14 protein-coding genes and 1 tRNA gene are annotated in these 16,217 nt (G+C 52.0%); 9 read left to right on the forward strand and 6 right to left on the reverse strand.

Annotation, left to right across the window (positions count from 1 at the left end; translation table 11 throughout):
- Nucleotides 1–253: 253 nt before the first annotated feature.
- Both GVI59_RS10000 and GVI59_RS10005 read right to left on the reverse strand, forming a co-directional pair.
- A tRNA-Glu gene (locus GVI59_RS10000) sits at nucleotides 254–329 on the reverse strand.
- Between the two features lie 83 nt (nucleotides 330–412).
- Nucleotides 413–1,441 carry a hypothetical protein gene (locus GVI59_RS10005; protein WP_173574129.1) on the reverse strand — a complete coding sequence of 343 codons (1,029 nt, stop codon included), beginning with the start codon at nucleotides 1,439–1,441 and terminating at the stop codon, nucleotides 413–415.
- A 145-nt stretch (nucleotides 1,442–1,586) separates the two neighbouring features.
- On the opposite strand from GVI59_RS10005, the gene GVI59_RS10010 reads away from it, so the two are divergent.
- A complete protein-coding gene (locus GVI59_RS10010) occupies nucleotides 1,587–2,276 on the forward strand; it encodes an ATP-dependent Clp protease proteolytic subunit (protein WP_173574130.1) in 690 nt (229 codons plus the stop codon).
- Between the two features lie 102 nt (nucleotides 2,277–2,378).
- A complete protein-coding gene (locus GVI59_RS10015; RefSeq protein ID WP_173574131.1) occupies nucleotides 2,379–3,392 on the forward strand; it encodes a ferritin-like domain-containing protein in 1,014 nt (337 codons plus the stop codon).
- Nucleotides 3,393–3,540: 148 nt separating this feature from the next.
- On the opposite strand, the gene GVI59_RS10020 is transcribed toward GVI59_RS10015, so the two are convergent.
- Nucleotides 3,541–4,701 (reverse strand): serine hydrolase domain-containing protein, encoded by a 1,161-nt coding sequence (locus GVI59_RS10020; RefSeq protein WP_173574132.1) that lies wholly within the window; start codon nucleotides 4,699–4,701, stop codon nucleotides 3,541–3,543.
- A gap of 11 nt (nucleotides 4,702–4,712) precedes the next feature.
- Nucleotides 4,713–5,519, reverse strand: coding sequence for an NAD kinase (locus GVI59_RS10025; RefSeq protein ID WP_173574133.1), 807 nt, complete (start codon nucleotides 5,517–5,519; stop codon nucleotides 4,713–4,715).
- A 340-nt stretch (nucleotides 5,520–5,859) separates the two neighbouring features.
- Here GVI59_RS10025 and fliF point away from each other — a divergent pair, with 340 nt between their 5' ends.
- The 7 genes from fliF to GVI59_RS10060 are packed head-to-tail and all read left to right on the forward strand — an operon-like array spanning nucleotide 5,860 to nucleotide 14,017.
- Nucleotides 5,860–7,527, forward strand: a complete 1,668-nt coding sequence (fliF, locus tag GVI59_RS10030) for a flagellar basal-body MS-ring/collar protein FliF (protein WP_173574134.1) — start codon at nucleotides 5,860–5,862, stop codon at nucleotides 7,525–7,527.
- A 3-nt stretch (nucleotides 7,528–7,530) separates the two neighbouring features.
- Nucleotides 7,531–8,538 carry a flagellar motor switch protein FliG gene (gene fliG / locus GVI59_RS10035; RefSeq protein ID WP_173574135.1) on the forward strand — a complete coding sequence of 336 codons (1,008 nt, stop codon included), beginning with the start codon at nucleotides 7,531–7,533 and terminating at the stop codon, nucleotides 8,536–8,538.
- Entirely contained in the window at nucleotides 8,535–9,245 is a 711-nt protein-coding gene (locus GVI59_RS10040) for a hypothetical protein (protein ID WP_173574136.1), read from the forward strand. Before fliG ends, GVI59_RS10040 begins: the two co-directional genes overlap by 4 nt.
- Nucleotides 9,246–9,267: 22 nt before the next feature.
- Nucleotides 9,268–9,561, forward strand: coding sequence for a flagellar motor switch protein FliN (gene fliN / locus GVI59_RS10045; protein ID WP_232878394.1), 294 nt, complete (start codon nucleotides 9,268–9,270; stop codon nucleotides 9,559–9,561).
- An 11-nt stretch (nucleotides 9,562–9,572) separates the two neighbouring features.
- Entirely contained in the window at nucleotides 9,573–10,898 is a 1,326-nt protein-coding gene (locus GVI59_RS10050) for a sigma 54-interacting transcriptional regulator (protein WP_173574138.1), read from the forward strand.
- Nucleotides 10,898–13,048 carry a flagellar biosynthesis protein FlhA gene (flhA, locus tag GVI59_RS10055; protein WP_242013046.1) on the forward strand — a complete coding sequence of 717 codons (2,151 nt, stop codon included), beginning with the start codon at nucleotides 10,898–10,900 and terminating at the stop codon, nucleotides 13,046–13,048. Before GVI59_RS10050 ends, flhA begins: the two co-directional genes overlap by 1 nt.
- 18 nt (nucleotides 13,049–13,066) lie before the next feature.
- The gene (locus GVI59_RS10060) at nucleotides 13,067–14,017 is read left to right on the forward strand and encodes a flagellar biosynthesis protein FlhF (protein WP_173574139.1); all 951 of its coding nucleotides are present in this window, start codon (nucleotides 13,067–13,069) and stop codon (nucleotides 14,015–14,017) included.
- 85 nt (nucleotides 14,018–14,102) lie between these two features.
- On the opposite strand, the gene hpf is transcribed toward GVI59_RS10060, so the two are convergent.
- Together hpf and rpoN are read right to left on the reverse strand one after the other, a co-directional pair.
- Nucleotides 14,103–14,699, reverse strand: a complete 597-nt coding sequence (hpf, locus tag GVI59_RS10065; RefSeq protein ID WP_173574181.1) for a ribosome hibernation-promoting factor, HPF/YfiA family — start codon at nucleotides 14,697–14,699, stop codon at nucleotides 14,103–14,105.
- 65 nt (nucleotides 14,700–14,764) lie between these two features.
- A complete protein-coding gene (gene rpoN, locus GVI59_RS10070) occupies nucleotides 14,765–16,210 on the reverse strand; it encodes an RNA polymerase factor sigma-54 (protein WP_173574140.1) in 1,446 nt (481 codons plus the stop codon).
- Nucleotides 16,211–16,217: the final 7 nt, after the last annotated feature.

Raw genomic sequence — 16,217 nt, forward strand, 5'->3', positions numbered from 1 at the left:
GAGCGAGCAGGGCTGACATGGAAGCCGACACCGCATCACATCAAGCACTCTGTGGCTTCGTGGCTTACCATGGATCGGGTGCTGATCGGCCAGGCATCAGATTGGCTTGCAACCGATCCAGTCACGCTTCGCCGTGCTTATCGGAAGTTTGATCTGACCTGTCTGTGGAGCATTGCTGATGAGTTTGAGCTGTAGTGGTTCAGTTGAACCATTAACGCTCTTACGGCCTTATGATTTTATCCAATAAAATCAATGGCGTCCCGTACGGGATTCGAACCCGTGTTGCCGCCGTGAAAGGGCGGTGTCCTAGGCCTCTAGACGAACGGGACAGAGGCGAGGGCGTAATTAGGCGAGAGAGTGAGGGGCGTCAAGCGGGATACGAAAGAAAAAATAAATTTATGTCTTTCGGGGACTAACCCTGCGTGCTGACGCGTGCCGCAGGGCCGAATGCGGAACTGGTGATATGCAGGGCGGAAGCGGGAACCCCCTTCTTGATCAGTGCGTCTGCCAGTGTCCTGCCGCGCAACAGACCAAGTTCGACAGCCTGTGTCTGGTCTTCCGGTGACAGGGAGACTGTCTCGCCGCTGCAGTGCAGGAACAAGGAGGCACCGTGGCGGCTGTTGATCAGTTTGTTCAGAGCGCCATCCTGTCCGGGCTTCATCTGATCCGATCCCGGAAGGAAACCGATCAGCGTGCCGTCCTTGGGCGCGACATCGTAATCCGGTCGAATCGGCTCCATGGAAAGTGCGTCGCGGGGAGGGGCGAAACCCGGGATGGACGGGATCGCGGGCGGTCCGGCAGGAATCTCTGGCAGAGGCTGGGTCACGGACGTCTGTACAACCGCAGCATCCCCCCGAAATTCGGGCATGGCGAGTTCCGCCTCTGATGCTGTTGGCGCAGCGTCCGGTTTGGTCTTGGGGGCAGGAGAGGGGGCTGTGGGTGATCCAGACCCTGTCGGAGCGGGCGAAGAATCTGCCGCATCAAGGACAGCGCCCATCCCTCCGGAAGGAACCGGGGTGGAGACTGCCGCCGGGGTCTGCGTTGCTCCTCCCTTGGATGCATCAGGCGACGCAGGTTTGTTCGCGCTGGCCGCATTGGGCGGAGGAGGAATGACGGGGGTCAGGGTGCCGTTCTGCGCTGCCGTCCGCATGGTAAGGTTGCGGGAAGCAATCAGATTGTTGGTGATGGACTGACGCAGCTCCGGGGATGGAAGCTCCGGCGGCGTGGTGGGCGTCAGGCCGACACGGGGATAAGAGTCGAACTGTCCCGGTGCGGGAGGACGCTGCTGGGCAATGACTCCGCCTTCATGCTGGTGGTACCAGTCCACCGTCGTGTCGACCAGATCGCGATGCTGGCAGCCAGCCATAAGCGCACAGGAAAACGGCAGGATGATCCTGAGGAAGCTTCGGCTCACAGCCGACTGAAACGGAAAAATTGTCATTGAGTTCATCTTAATCGCTTCGGGTTTCTCTGGCGAGAGCCACTGTCGTGAAAGCGATGTTGCGCTGTGCCTCTTGGCATTGCCAGCAGGGCGGCGCAGAATAAGAAGAATGAGATCACATTACCCAACCAAGGAGGCCGACCTGATGGGCGCCAATCGCATGCTCGACGATGTCACCAAAGGGCGGATCAGACTCGATGACGAGGATCCGAACGGCCCAGACATTCCTGCTCCGGAAGGTCCGGAGCCGTCCGAGCCTGATGACAACAAGACGCTGTCCTCGCCGATCAACGAGCTGGAAACCAAGCTCTTCGACCAGCGCAAGATTCTGATCTTCGGCGGCATCAACGACAAGATCGCTCGTGATGTGACGGGTCGTCTGCTGGCTCTCGCCGGTGCGTCCGACAAGCCGATCGACGTCTACGTCAACTCCCCGGGCGGGCATGTGGAAAGTGGTGACACGATTCACGACATGATCCGCTTTGTCGATTCCGTTGCGCCAGTGAACATGATCGGCACCGGTTGGGTTGCGTCCGCAGGGGCGCTGATTTTTGCGGCCGGTCACAAGGATCGCCGCTTCTGTCTGCCCAACACGCGCTTCCTGCTGCATCAACCGATGGGCGGTGTGCGTGGTCCGGCTACCGATATCGACATTGAGGCCCGCGAGATCATCAAGATGCGCGAGCGTCTGAATCATCTGTTCGCCCGTGAAACGGGTCAGCCTTACGAGAAAGTCTGCAAGGACACGGATCGTAATTACTGGATGTCGGCTGAAGAGGCGATTTCTTACGGTCTCGTGACACGGATCATTTCCAAGCCGTCCGATATCCACTAACCGCGCTCTGTCCCGCGCTGTGTGCGCGGAAAGAGATCCATCATCAGATATGGCGTGTCTCCGTTGCGGGGATACGCCATTTTCCAACATGGGTACGTGGAAATGACTGCACTTGCTGATATCTACACCAGACTCCCTGACAGCATTGATGACCTGCCCCCTCCGCCGAACGCAGAGGCTGTAGAGCAGGCCGATTACCGCGCCCGTCACTGGAGTTCTTCCATTCCCGGTCCGCTCAAGCCCGGCTCACCGGAGCACAAGCGGGCGATGGCGGATATGTTCCGGGATACCTTCAATCCCTACCGTCCGTCCGTCATCAACTGGCCCAAGCTGGAGCCGGATGCGCTGAAGCGTGTGACGTCCCTGCCGATCTGGGACATCGCCGTGCAGACGGAAGGCAAGGCGCGCCTGCGTATGGCGGCCTATGCCCGTATGATCGACGATCCGGACATCAAGGACGCGATTTCCCGCAATGCCTGGGAAGAAAACCGGCACAAGGAAGTTCTGAGCAAGCTTGTCGAAGCCTATGGAATCGAGATGGCGCCCGAGCCGCCTTACATCGAGCCAAAAGACGTAGAATGGGCTTATCTGGTCACCGGTTTCTCTGAATGTGTGGACAGCTTCTTTGCGTTCGGCATGTTCCGTGTGGCCCAGACCTCAGGCTTTTTCCCGGCGGAACTGATCGAGACGTTTGAGCCCGTAATGCAGGAAGAATGTCGTCACATCCTGCTCTTCGCCAACTGGCTGGCCTGGTATCGTGCGGTCATGCCGGCATGGAAGCGGCCCTGGTTCGAGCTGAAGATCCTCGCCGTATGGGGCTTCCTGATTTACGAGCGGCTCGGACTTGTGAGTTCCGTCGATGCGGATGGTGAAGAGCATAAGCAGGATAACAACTTCACGGTGACCGGCACGAAGGACATGACCAGCCAGGATATTACGCTGGCGGACTTCATGCAGCTTTGCCTCACCGAGAACGCCAGACGTTTTTCGGGTTATGATCCGCGTCTGCTCAGGCCAAAACTGGCTCCGAATATCGCCAAGACGATTCTGTTCGTGCTGCGTCTGTTCGGTCGCAAGCCGCATGCGCTGAAAACAGGCGCTCCGGTCGCCGCCTGAAGTGTGTTCTGAGAGCGGGGTGTAGTTTTCTGGGTCCCCGCCTATCTTGTGCATCATACAAGTTTTTTAATGGGAGCCGCAGTTTACTGACTGCGGCTCCCATTGGTTTATGGATTGGCTCTTTCAGCCGATACGCTTGGAACGGATCTTACGCTCTGGCTCGTAATGCGCGGGCGGCGACTGTCGCGACACCATGGCGTAGTTTGACGATAGCCTTGCCGTTGGCGTCCAGCGGATGCACGCGATTGGTCAGGATCAGCACGAACGCAGAACTGGCGGCATCCATCCAGAGAGAGGTGCCGGTATATCCGGTGTGGCCAAAAGAACCGACAGGAAAAATATCGCCCCGAGGGGTGGAATAATGCGTCGCGATGTCCCAGCCGAGCCCGCGTCTGTCCGTTGCTCCGGGTGACTGGGGAGATGTCATCAGTCGCAGCGTTTCAGCGCGCAGCGGGTAATTGCTGGCACGCCCAGCAAGACGGTCAAGAAGACTGGAAGCGTAGAGCGCCATGTCGTGAGCGTCTGAGAATAGGCCCGCATGTCCGGCGACACCGCCCATGCGCCGCGCTGTGGGATCATGCACGACACCACGTAGCGGGATGTGATTCTCATCATACTGGGTCGGAGCGATGAGTGGCCGCAATGTTTCTGATGGCAGAAAACCGGATTCCTGCATGCCGATCGGCTGGAGGATGCGGCGTGTCGCGTAGACGTTCAGCGGCAACTGACTGAACTGCTCGACCAGGAGCCCCAGAACGATGAAATTGATGTCGCTATAGACAAAATGCTGTCCGGCGGGAGCCTGAGGCATGGCGGCCATGGCTCTGCGGACGGCCTCGTCCTTGCCGCTCCACGGTGTGGACAGATCGAGATCCGGAGCAAGGCCTGAATAGTGGGTCAGTAGGTGGCGAATGGTGATCGCCGCTTTTCCATTTTGCGCAAAATCAGGCAGATAACGGGAAACAGGGTCATCAAGTTGAAACGCTCCCTGTTCCCAGAACTGCATGAGAGCCGGTGCTGTGATGGTCGCTTTGGTGAGCGAAGCCATATCGAATCGCGTGTCCCACGACATGGGCTCAGGTGCGGGAACAAGCGCCCTGTGACCCATGACGGCGCCGTGAAGGATGAGGTCGCCCTGTCCGATGACGGCGACAACGCCCGGAATCTCTTCGCGTTGGACAGCGCCGGATAAAAGGCGGTCAACCTCGGAAAAATCATATGAGGGACGATTGGCAGTGCAACCGGCGAGACTTGCGGCGCCGGGAAGAAAGGCTCCCGATAAACATTTGAGAAAGAGGCGTCTGCTCATGACTGGATATCTCAGGCCGAAAACTGTTCAGCAATAATGCGCTCTGACAGGGATTGTCCGGGATCAAACAGGACGGTGACCGAGCGGTTGCGGTTTTCCTGAACGGACACGGTTTTGACGTCCCGTATTTCGGTGAAGTCCGCAACAGCGGCGACCGGTCTTTTGTCCTGCTCAAGAATCGAGAATGTCACGACAGCGCTCGATGGAAGCAGCGCGCCACGCCATCGACGGGGACGGAAGGCGCTTATGGGGGTAAGCGGCAGAAGGTTCCCGGAAAGCGGCACAATGGGACCATGTGCGGATAGATTGTAGGCGGTTGACCCCGCTGGTGTTGCGACCAGCACGCCGTCACAGATCAGTTCGGACAGGCGTTCGCGTCCGTCCACATCGATTCTGATCTTGGCCGCCTGACGGGTTTCCCTGAACAGAAAGACGTCATTCAGGGCCTCGGCTTCATGGACGGAGCCGTCAGTGCAGACGGCTTTCATGTGCAGGGGATGAAGCTGGGCGCTCTGGGTCACGGCAAGGCGTTCAAGCAGATCGTCCTCGTCCAGCGGATTCATCAGAAACCCTACGGAGCCACAGTTCATTCCATAGACAGGCACGCTCTGGTCCATGACCTGCCGGAGCGTTTCCAGCATGAAACCATCACCCCCCAGACAGATGATGACCTCTGCATTCTCTGGATCGTAATTGCCGTAACGACGGGAGAGCCGAAGCTTTTCTTCCTGAGCAGTCGCAGTATCCGCTGCGACGAAGGCAAGGCGTTCAGGGCGCGTGGCGGGGGGCCAGCAGGTCTCTGGGGAGTCTCTATCCATATATCCCGGTCCGCGTCTTTCTGCTGTGAACTGGTTGTCGCCGCAAACTTATACGTGACCTGAATAGAACGCTACGGGCAACGGCTTCCTGAGCGTCAGGGAAATAGTCTTTGAGGGATAAAGTGGCTGATTCCCGAGGTTTCGAGCTCCAGTGTTCGTGATGGGAGTTTTTTGTTTGTCAGCAACCCGGCAAATTTTGCCGATATTAACTCCAGAGTAATGGCACTTATGCACGATTGGTTTCGAGATACACCAGGAACCAAGTGATTCACGTGCAAGGTCCAATAAGACGCTCATCCGGAGTCCCATGCAGCTTAACTCATTGTTCGGAAAATAAAAATTGAAAGCGACACTTTCCGGCCTGAAGTCGCTCGGACTGCCTCGTCTGATTGCTTTGGGGGCCGTTGGTCTGGGCATATTGGGCATGCTGGCAGTTTTCGCGTTTCATGGTGGTGGGCAGGCTACTGCGCTGCTGTACCGGGATCTCGATCTGCATGAAGCCGCGCAGATGGCGGAGGATCTTGAGAAAGCCCACATTGCCCATACCGTTTCACCGTCGGGGGATGCGATTTATGTGGCCCCTGCACAGGTGGCGGCCGCACGCCTGCTTCTGGCCCGTGATTCCCTGCCGTCCGGAGGTTCTGTCGGATATGAGATCTTTGATCATTCCAACACGCTGACAACCACGGAATTCGAGCAGCATATTGACGAAACCCGTGCGCTTGAGGGGGAACTGGAACGATCAATCCGCCTGATTCACGGCGTAAGGAATGCTCGTGTTCATCTGGTGCTTCCACATCGGGAAATGTTTTCAGCGGATCAGCAGGCGGCGCAGGCAAGTGTGCTGCTTACGATGAGCGGAAGTCGCCCGGATGCGGAAAGTGTTCAGGCTGTTCTCAATCTTGTCGCAGCAGCCACTCCGGGGCTTTCTCCTCAGAATATCTCGATCATTGATAATCACGGGAATGTTCTGGCCCGACCGGGAGATCGTAATGGCCCGGCAGGTCTTGCCCAGAATATCGATGAACAGCGGCAGGCCATGGAGGCTAGGCTTTCCCAGACAGTGGAGGCCATGCTTGTGCCGACGCTCGGTGCCGGGCATGTGCGGGCCGAGGCTTCTGTTCTGATGAATCTCGATCGGGTGCATGAAACTCAGGAGAGCTATGATCCTGACCAACAGGTTTTGCGCTCTCAGCAGAGCACAACGGACAAGTCGGTAAATACAGAAGGTCAGCAGAATACTTCTGTAGCCAATAACCTGCCTAATGCGAATGCTGGACAGCCGCGGGCCGGCAGTCAGGATGACAGACGGGAAGAAACGAATAACTACGAAATTGGCAAGCGTGTTCGTACCGTTGTTCAGGATCAACCGCGCGTGTCACGTATCAGTCTGGCGGTCATGGTTGATGGCAAGACCAACAAAGGCGCGGACGGTAAGATCGAATGGGCTCCGCTGGACCAGGCCGAACTGGATAGAATCACGACGCTTGCAAAGACTGCCATCGGTTTTGATGAAAAACGTGGCGATACAGTCAATGTCGTCTCGATGCGTTTTGCTTCGGAAGCTACTGATATAGCCAGCACACATGCTTCATGGATGGGCCTGCCGATCGAAAAGGCAGACGCCATTCAGATGCTGCGCAGTCTGGCGCCAGGCCTTCTTATCTTTCTGGCGCTTATCTTCTTCGTCAAACCACTCCTGAAAAAAGATAACGCAGGTGAAGGTGGCGGAGAGGCATCCGCGTTGCCAGCAACGTTGAATGCTGGTGAGGAGCGCTCTGTTACTCCGTTGACAGAAACGGATGGGGATGAACTGATGCAGGGTTCTCCGACACAACTCGCATTGGAAGGGCCTCGTGAAAAGACGTCTGATTTCATGAATCTTTCTGGTATCGAGGGGCGTCTCAAGGCATCAGCTATTCGTCATGTGCGTGAACTGGCATCCGAAAATCCTGAAGAGAGCCTTAATGTTATCCGCAGCTGGCTTACCCCGCAGCATGAGGGCTGAGATATGTTGGTGAAAACAGCCTTAACCGGTGTGCAAAAGGCCGCGATACTCTTGCTGGCTTTGGGGGAGGAAAACGGCACTCAGCTTGTCTCCTCGATGCAGGAACATGAAATTCGTGAGATTTCAGCAGCAATGGCGACCATGGGAGCTGTGCCCGCAGAAAAGGTCGAAGCTGTTTGCGCCGAATTCTCAGGAGCATTTTCTTCTGTTGATACGCTGGTCGGAACATACGATACAACAGAACGGATTTTACGAAAGGCACTCCCGGGCGACCGGGTGAACGCCATCATGGAAGAAATTCGTGGTCCTGCGGGCAGGACCATGTGGGACAAGCTGGGAAATGTTCCGGAAAATATTCTGGCCAACTATCTCCGTAATGAATATCCCCAGACAGTTGCTGTTATTCTGAGCCGGCTTCAAGCATCGCAGACGGCTCGGGTGTTGTCGCTTTTTCCCGAAGATTTTGCCGTCGATATCATGATGCGTATGTTGCACATGGAAAATGTCCAGAGAGATGTCATCGACAGCCTTGAGACAACCCTGCGCTCAGAATTCATGGCAAGTCTTGCCCGTTCGTCCAAGCAGGATAGTCATGAACTTCTTGCCGAAGTCTTCAATAATTTCGATCGGCGTGTCGAAGGCCAGTTCATGAATGCGCTGGAAAAACGCAATATTGAAGATGCTGAGCAGGTTAAAGCGCTCATGTTTACATTTGAAGATCTGAAACGTCTGCCACGCGACGCAATTATGAGGATCATGAGAGATATTGACCGGGAGAAACTGCCTCTCGCACTCAAGGGCGCCTCAGAAGATATAAGAAAACTGTTCCTGTCCTCAATGACATCACGAGCCGGGAAAATACTGGAAGACGAAATTTCAGCAATGGGTCCTGTCCGTATAAAGGATGTTGATGCGGCACAATCAGAAATTGTTAATATTGCCAAAAATCTTGCAAATCAGGGAGAAATTGATCTCAATCCGGGAAGTGACAACAATGAGATGTTGGCATGAATACGTGTATTGTTCTTTCAGGAGAAAATAAGTCTGGAATCCTGTTTGCTGAGGATTTTGATGATATTCCTGGAGCCGTGCAGGAATGTGCCGATATTAATGAAGATACTATTCCAGAAGAACCTGCTGCGCCTCCAGCTCCGACTTATTCGCAAGAAGAGCTGGATGCCGCTATTGCTGAATCTGTTTCAGAAGCAATTGGAAAAACCAGAAGTGAGATGGAAAATGTCCATCAGATAGAAATTAAAAAAATAGAAGAAGAGAATGAACAAAAAATACAATCAATATTTGAATCAATAAATGAGAATATAGACTCTTCATTACGGTTATATTCTGAAAATTTATCAAGAGCGATATTGACAACTGTTGTGGCTGCATTTCCTGTATGGAGTAATTCTCAGGAAAAGTTGTGGTGCCCAAGTATATTGGAAAAAATACTCTTATATTTTTCAGAGAATTTTAGCGTTTGTGTAAAAATTCATCCTGACGCTTGTGAGGATATAAAAGAAAAACTGTTTAAAAACAAAGATGTAAAAGATGATCATATAAAATTTGTAGAAGATTCAGATCTGAATCGAACGGACTTTGAGATACAATACTCCGATGGAAAAATATTTCGTCATATAGATTCAATTGTTTCGAATATATTAACCGATTTATCAAATTCTGTGGACTTAAGTGGGAAAGAGGAGATTGCTAATGGTTAATGCGCCATTACAGGAAGATTTGATGCAGCAGGACGAAGCCGGTGTGCCCACGGAAAGTGAGCATGAGCATTCGATTGAAGCTGTCTATGATATTCCTGTTACCGTCAGTGCTGTTCTGGGCCGAGCGACAATGCAGGTGAGCCAGTTGCTGAAACTGGGCAGGGGAGCTGTTGTCGAGTTGGATAGAAAAGTTGGGGAAGCTATCGATATTTACGTCAATAATAGGCTCATTGCCCGAGGGGAGATTGTGATGGTTGACGAGAGCCGTCTCGGCATAACCATGACTGAAATTATCAAATCCGAAAAAAATAATTAAGGCTATTCCCTGTGCGCATACTGATCATTGGTTCTCTTTCGGATGAATTGGGAAAGGCCGCAAAGATTGTATTGGCGCGGGGAGCGTGTGTGGATCATGCAGAGAGCAATACGCATGCCATCAAGAAGATATGTTCATGTGGAGACTATAAATTCATCATATGCTCGGTAAAGGAGAATATTTCAAATTTAATTGAATCATTGAAGCAGGAGCGAATAGCTGTTCCTGTTATTGCCTGCGGTCCAGAAGATCCTGTCATTGCAGCAGATGCCATCGCCAATGGTGCTGAGGATTATATTCCTCTTCCACCAGATCCTGACATAATCGCTGCATTTTTGCAGGATGCCAGTAACGAAAAGACTATTTTTCATACTGTCGATCCTGTTATGAAAAAATTGCTGAAGCAGGTCGATAAGATAGCTGCTTCAGGAGCATCTGTTCTTGTGACCGGAGAATCTGGGACAGGAAAAGAAATTATTGCACGCTACATTCACCTCCAGTCAAAGAGGGCTACGGGTCCCTTTATTGCGCTGAATTGTGCGGCGCTTCCTGAAACATTGGTCGAGTCAGAGCTTTTCGGTCACGAACGCGGTGCTTTTAGCGGCGCAACAGCCAGACGGATTGGGCGCTTTGAAGCAGCCAATCACGGAACATTATTGCTTGATGAAATCAGCGAGATGGATATTCGCCTTCAGGCAAAATTATTGAGGGCGATTCAGGAACGAGAAATAGACAGGTTAGGAGGGAATGCGCCTGTTCCTGTGGATGTACGCATTATTGCAACATCCAACAGGAATCTTTTGGCTGAGATCAAGGCGCAGAAATTTAGGGAAGATCTGTATTTTAGATTGAATGTTGTATCGATAAAAATTCCTCCATTGCGTGATCGTGTGATGGATATCCCTTATCTGGCAAATCATTTTTCCCTTTATTACAGTAAAATAAACGCTCTTCCGCCAAAGACTATATCTGAGGACGCCCTTGAAAAATTAAAGCATTACAGATGGCCGGGAAATGTAAGGGAACTGGAAAATACGGTTCATCGCGCCGTTGTCGTCTCTTCGGGTGATATTATAGATATCGATTGTTTTGACCTCCCTGAAATGCAGTCAGAGCAAAATTCTCAGGAACATTCCCTGTCATCCTGGGTTGGATATCGGGTGGATGAAGTCGAACAGGCTCTTATCATAGAAACGCTGTCGCATACGGATGGCAATCGGACTCAGGCAGCCTCTATATTGGGAATCTCTATCAGGGCCCTGAGAAATAAATTGCGCGAATACGCCGGGCAGGGTGTTGCAGTTCCACCTCCATATCAAAGCTTGACAGAAATATAATGTCAGAATCGACAAATTCCTCTTTGAAAAGCCTGTTTGACGTCCAGCTTATTCTGAGGAACATAAAGTCTTTTAATATTCAGTCCTTGAGGAACGGTGGCTGGCGTCATTTCGTTCCCGGCAGTGACGTAGGGTTGGCGCTAGGCGTTGCCGCTCTTCTTTCTGTGCTGATTATCCCATTGCCGACCATGTTTCTGGATATGGGACTGGCGATTTCAGTTACCATTTCCGTGCTGATTTTGATGGTGGCCCTGTTTCTGCAAAGGCCTCTCGATTTTACGTCTTTTCCCACACTTCTGCTTTTGACAACACTTCTGCGTCTGGCGCTGGAAGTGGCTACTACCCGTCTGATCCTGGGACACGGCAATGAAGGCGTATACGCTGCCGGTCATGTCGTGGCGGCGTTCGGCGGCTTCCTTATGGGAGGGGATGTCGTTATCGGCGGCATTCTATTCTCGATTCTTCTTGTCGTTAACTTTATGGTTATTACAAAGGGTTCGGGTCGTATTGCTGAAGTGGCAGCCCGTTTTTCTCTTGATGCAATGCCGGGAAAACAGATGGCGATTGATGCTGAGCTCGCATCAGGCGCAATTTCTGACAAGGTTGCGCGAAAGAGAAGAAAAGAACTTGAAGAAGAAAGTGGATTTTATGGCTCCATGGATGGCGCTGCTAAATTTGTAAGAGGGGATGCCATTGCGAGCCTGATAATCACTGCAATTAATATTATTGGTGGTTTGACTATTGGCGTTGTGCGGCATGGAATGCCACTGAGCGAAGCTGCTGGATCATTTACAACATTGACTATCGGCGATGGTCTTGTTGCCCAAATTCCTGCTTTGCTGGTTTCGACTGCGGCCGGTATCGTTGTAACAAAAGGAGGGACCGAAGGAGCAGCTGACGCTACATTGCTGAAGCAACTGGCTGGTGGCTCCAAACCGCTAGCGCTAGCCGCCGGTATTTCGGGAATCATGGCTATTATGCCTGGTTTGCCAGCGCTTCCGTTTTTAGGAATTGCTGCGATTTGCGGCGGTGTTGCCTGGTCTCGTCATATGCATCCGATTGAGGAAAAAGATGAAGAGGAAGCTGCAACGCATGTTGTGCCGCACAATGCGGAACCCCCGATTACGGATTCCCTTCGCATTGACATGATCCGGCTGGAGCTTGGTTTTAGTCTTCTTGGTCTGGCAGGGGGCGAAAACCCTCAACTGACAGAACAGATAAAAATTTTGCGTAGAACCATTGCCAGTGAAATGGGTTTTATTCTGCCGCCAGTGCGTATTCAGGATAATCTGCAGCTCTCTGGAGATCAGTACGTTATTAAAATCAAGGAACTTGAAGTTGGGTCAGGTGAGGTTCGTCCCAACAGATTGCTGGTGATGAACCCGCAGGGTGGACTGCCTGCGCTTCAGGGAGAAGTAACCAAAGAACCAGCTTTTGGTTTGCAGGCGATGTGGGTTGATATTGGTTTGCGGGAGGAAGCGACTTTTGCAAATTATACTGTTGTTGACCCTGCCAGTGTTATCGTGACGCATCTGAGCGAACTGGTAAGAGAAAATCTTTCTGATCTCCTGACCTATGCAGAAACACAGAAACTTCTGGACGAATTGCCGCGTGATCAGCAAAAGCTTGTTGCGGATATGATTCCATCCCAGATTTCCCTGGGGGCAGTTCAGCGTGTTCTGCAGGCGCTTTTATCTGAGCGTGTTTCGATCAGAGATCTGCCCACAATCCTTGAAGGGATTCAGGAAGCGTGTGGACAGGGACTTCGTGCTGTGCCGCAGATCGTCGCTCACGTGCGTATCAGACTGGCACGCCAGATTAGTGCGTCTGTGGTGGGGCCCAATGGCTATATTCCCATCGTAACCTTGAGCCCGATATGGGAAGGGGTATTTCTGGATAGCATGGTGGGGCCGCCTGACGATCGCCAGTTGGCGATGGCGCCCAGCAAACTCAATGAGTTTATTGGAAAATTACGGACTGCATTTGATCATCTTGCGAGCGTAAATGAAACTCCCGTTGTTGTTGTGAATGGGGGAATCCGTGATGCTGTGCATGCTATTATGGAGCGTCTGAAGCCATCAGTTGCCGTTATGGCGCAGGCTGAAATCGCACCGCGAGCAAGAATTAGAACTGTTTCCACAATACAATAATTTTTATTTGGTGCTTTTATGGAAAATGAGATTTTTGTCGGAATCAACATGAAAGATGCCGTCCGTAAAGCCCGGGCTAATTTGGGTGAGACTGCTTTGATTGTTTCCGAGCGTGTGGTGGATAATGGGATAGAGGTTGTTGCAAGAAAAGATTCTGTGGAACATTCTCCTATAGAGACTGGGATAGAGGAGAATTCTGTTGATTTGGAAAAATCCTTTTATGCAGAAGATATTCAGAAAATATCCAGAATTTCTGACGTTCTGAGATGGCATAGAGTGCCGGATACTTTGGTTGATGTTTTTTCTTCGGCTAATTTTGAAGCTGTGATTGCAAGAAATATCCAGTTTGGTTCTTTTTCGTTTTCACAGGCCAAGAGACCGCTGGCGCTGGTTGGAACCGCTGGTGCGGGGAAAAGCCTTTCAGTCGCGAAATTGTCTTCCCGCCTTGTTCTGTCAGGAAATCCTCCGCTCGTCATCACGACGGACAGAGAAAGGGCAGGTGGAATTGATCAGTTGGCCACCCATACACGCCGTTTGGGACTGCCTCTTATCGTTGCAAACGACAAAAAGACGCTCCAGCAGGCTATGGCCCAGAGAAGAAACAATCAGCCTGTGCTGATTGATACAGCGCCTGTCGACCCTTATGACCAAAATGCTCTGGCCATATTGATGGAACTTGAACTGGTCACGCGTTCTGAATTGTGTGTGGTTATGCCCGCAGGGTATGATTCTGAAGAAACGGCTGATGTGGCCGAGTTGTTCTGGAATGCTGGAGCCCGCATGATGATTGCCTCCAGACTTGATCAGGTGCGTAGGTTAGGCAACATCATTACAGCCGCGGCCTGTGGGCTGGTCATGACTGAATATGGTGTATCTGATAATTGTCATGGCGGTCTTGAGAAAATGACAGCAAAAAAACTCGCTTCATTGCTCATCGAAAAATTGGAAGACTACGAGAAAAATAGATAAAGGCAGTTACGAATACTGTGTGCCTGATATAAAAAGCCTCACAGACATATCTGTCTGTGAGGAAGATGTTTCTGGATTGTGCGGATTAATTTATGGGTCCGTTGGGTTCGATCCAGCCAATGTTTCCGTCATCACGTCGATAAATAATATTGATCTGTCGACTGACACTATTGCGGAAAACCAGAAGGTTACGGTCAGCCAGATCCAGTCGCATGACAGCTTCACTGACACTTAAAAAAGCAATTTCTGTCGGCTGTTCTGCGATAATGGTCGCGTAAGGCCCTTCCGAAGCGCCTTCCAGAGAGTTCTTGGGAGGTTCCTGCACGTCCGTCTGCTGGAGAATATAACTCCGACCGATTTCTGGCCGTTGAATACGTGCGGATGCTCTGGAGTGTGTCTGAACTCTTCTTCGGTAACGTCTCAGGCGTCGTGCAATATGTTCTGCAGCATCATCGAACGCTCCGTGCGCATCAGAGGCCTCGCCTTCCCCTCTTAATGTCAGCCCTCTACCGGCGTGGACATTGATATCGCATGTGAAAAATGATCGGGCTTTACTGAAGGTGACATTGGCTTCAAGCGCCTGTTCGAAATATCGGTCAGCAATATTACCAAGGTGCATGGTAACCCGATGTTTTAGTGCGTCAGAAAGGTCAATCTGTTTACCTGAAACGTGGATATGCATTCTGCCAGGCTCCTTTTTATTGAGGAAACCGGTCGCCCCAGCATTGATGGTGCCGTACTGCGCCATCAGGCGGAGGCGGCTTTCTCCCGTTTGCGCTGCACTGAATTTCCGATATGCAACGCATCCCGATATTTGGCCACGGTTCGGCGGGCGATGTCTATGCCTTCCTTGCGAAGATTTTGCACAATCTCCTCATCCGACAGGATGTGTGCGCCTGTTTCTTGCGAGAGCATTTTTTGAATTTTATATTTTACGGCTTCTGAACTGTGTTCTTTTGAAAGATGGATGCTACCTATCTTTCGTGTGAAAAAATATTTTAGTTCGAAGAGGCCCTGAGGAGTCGCGATATATTTTCCCGTGGTGATACGACTGATGGTGCTTTCATGCAGACCGGTTTCAGTTGCCACTGTTTTCATTGTGAGCGGCAGCATAAATGAAGGACCAGAAGACAAAAAATCGTTCTGATGTTTAATTATTTCTAAAGAAACACGGAGAAGCGTTTTGGTTCTCTGTTCAATAGACCGCAATAACCATGACGCATGATGAGCCTGATTTCTGATAAACGGTCTGTCTGAGGCAGAACTGGATTCCCTTGCCCTCGCAAGGAGTCCCTGATCCAGATACAGACGGGGGAGAGTGTTTTCGTTGATCCGCACAGACCATTGTCCGTCTGGATCCTGTTGCACGAAAACATCTGCGATGCGGCTGCTGGTATTGGCTGCAAGCGCTTCAAATCCGGGCTTGGGATCAAGATGATGCAGTTCCGAAATCATTTCGGCAAAATCGGTTTCATCGACATCACATAATTGCCGAAGGGCGCGATACTCTTTGCGCGCGACCATATCGAGATTGTCGAGCAGAAGAGCCATGGCAGGATCGTAGCGGTTCCTGGCTCTCAGTTGCGCCACCAGACATTCTCTCAGTGAGCACGCAAAGAGACCGACCGGCTCAAACAGCATCATGCTCTGCCGGACGTTCTCGACGGCGGTGACTGATACTCCAATCTCTTCAGCGATCGTGCCGGGTGGGCAATCCAGTCGCCCGGCACGATCAAGATGCTCGATGAGGCTGCGGCCGATAAGACGTTGCTGCCTGGTGAAGTGCGATGTCAGGCGAAGCTGCTCATCAAGCCGTTCAGGCAGGGAGGGGACTTGTGCGGCGACATCATGATCCTCGCCGCTATATCTCTGTCGCCAGTCCTCAGGAGAGCCGTCTTCCGAGTAAGTGTCGTCGAATCCGCCTGCCGCCGCTTCCTGCGCGAAGCTGGTATCGAGAGAGGCTTTCTCCTGAGCGGAGACTGCTTCGTCGGCAGGCAGACCGACAGGTTCTGCCGAGATAACAGGCTCTTCTGTTGCTTCCCGAACGAGGAAAGGATTACGTTCGAGTTCTTCCTCCACCAGCGCTTCGATCTCTGCGCTGGTCATCTGAAGAAGCCGGATTGCCAGACGCAACTGCGGCGTCATGGCAAGGTTGTGCGTCTGTCTGAGATGAAGCCCGGGGAGTGTCACCATACGGTGA

This window comes from Acetobacter sicerae, from assembly GCF_011516765.1.
Taxonomy (GTDB): domain Bacteria; phylum Pseudomonadota; class Alphaproteobacteria; order Acetobacterales; family Acetobacteraceae; genus Acetobacter; species Acetobacter sicerae.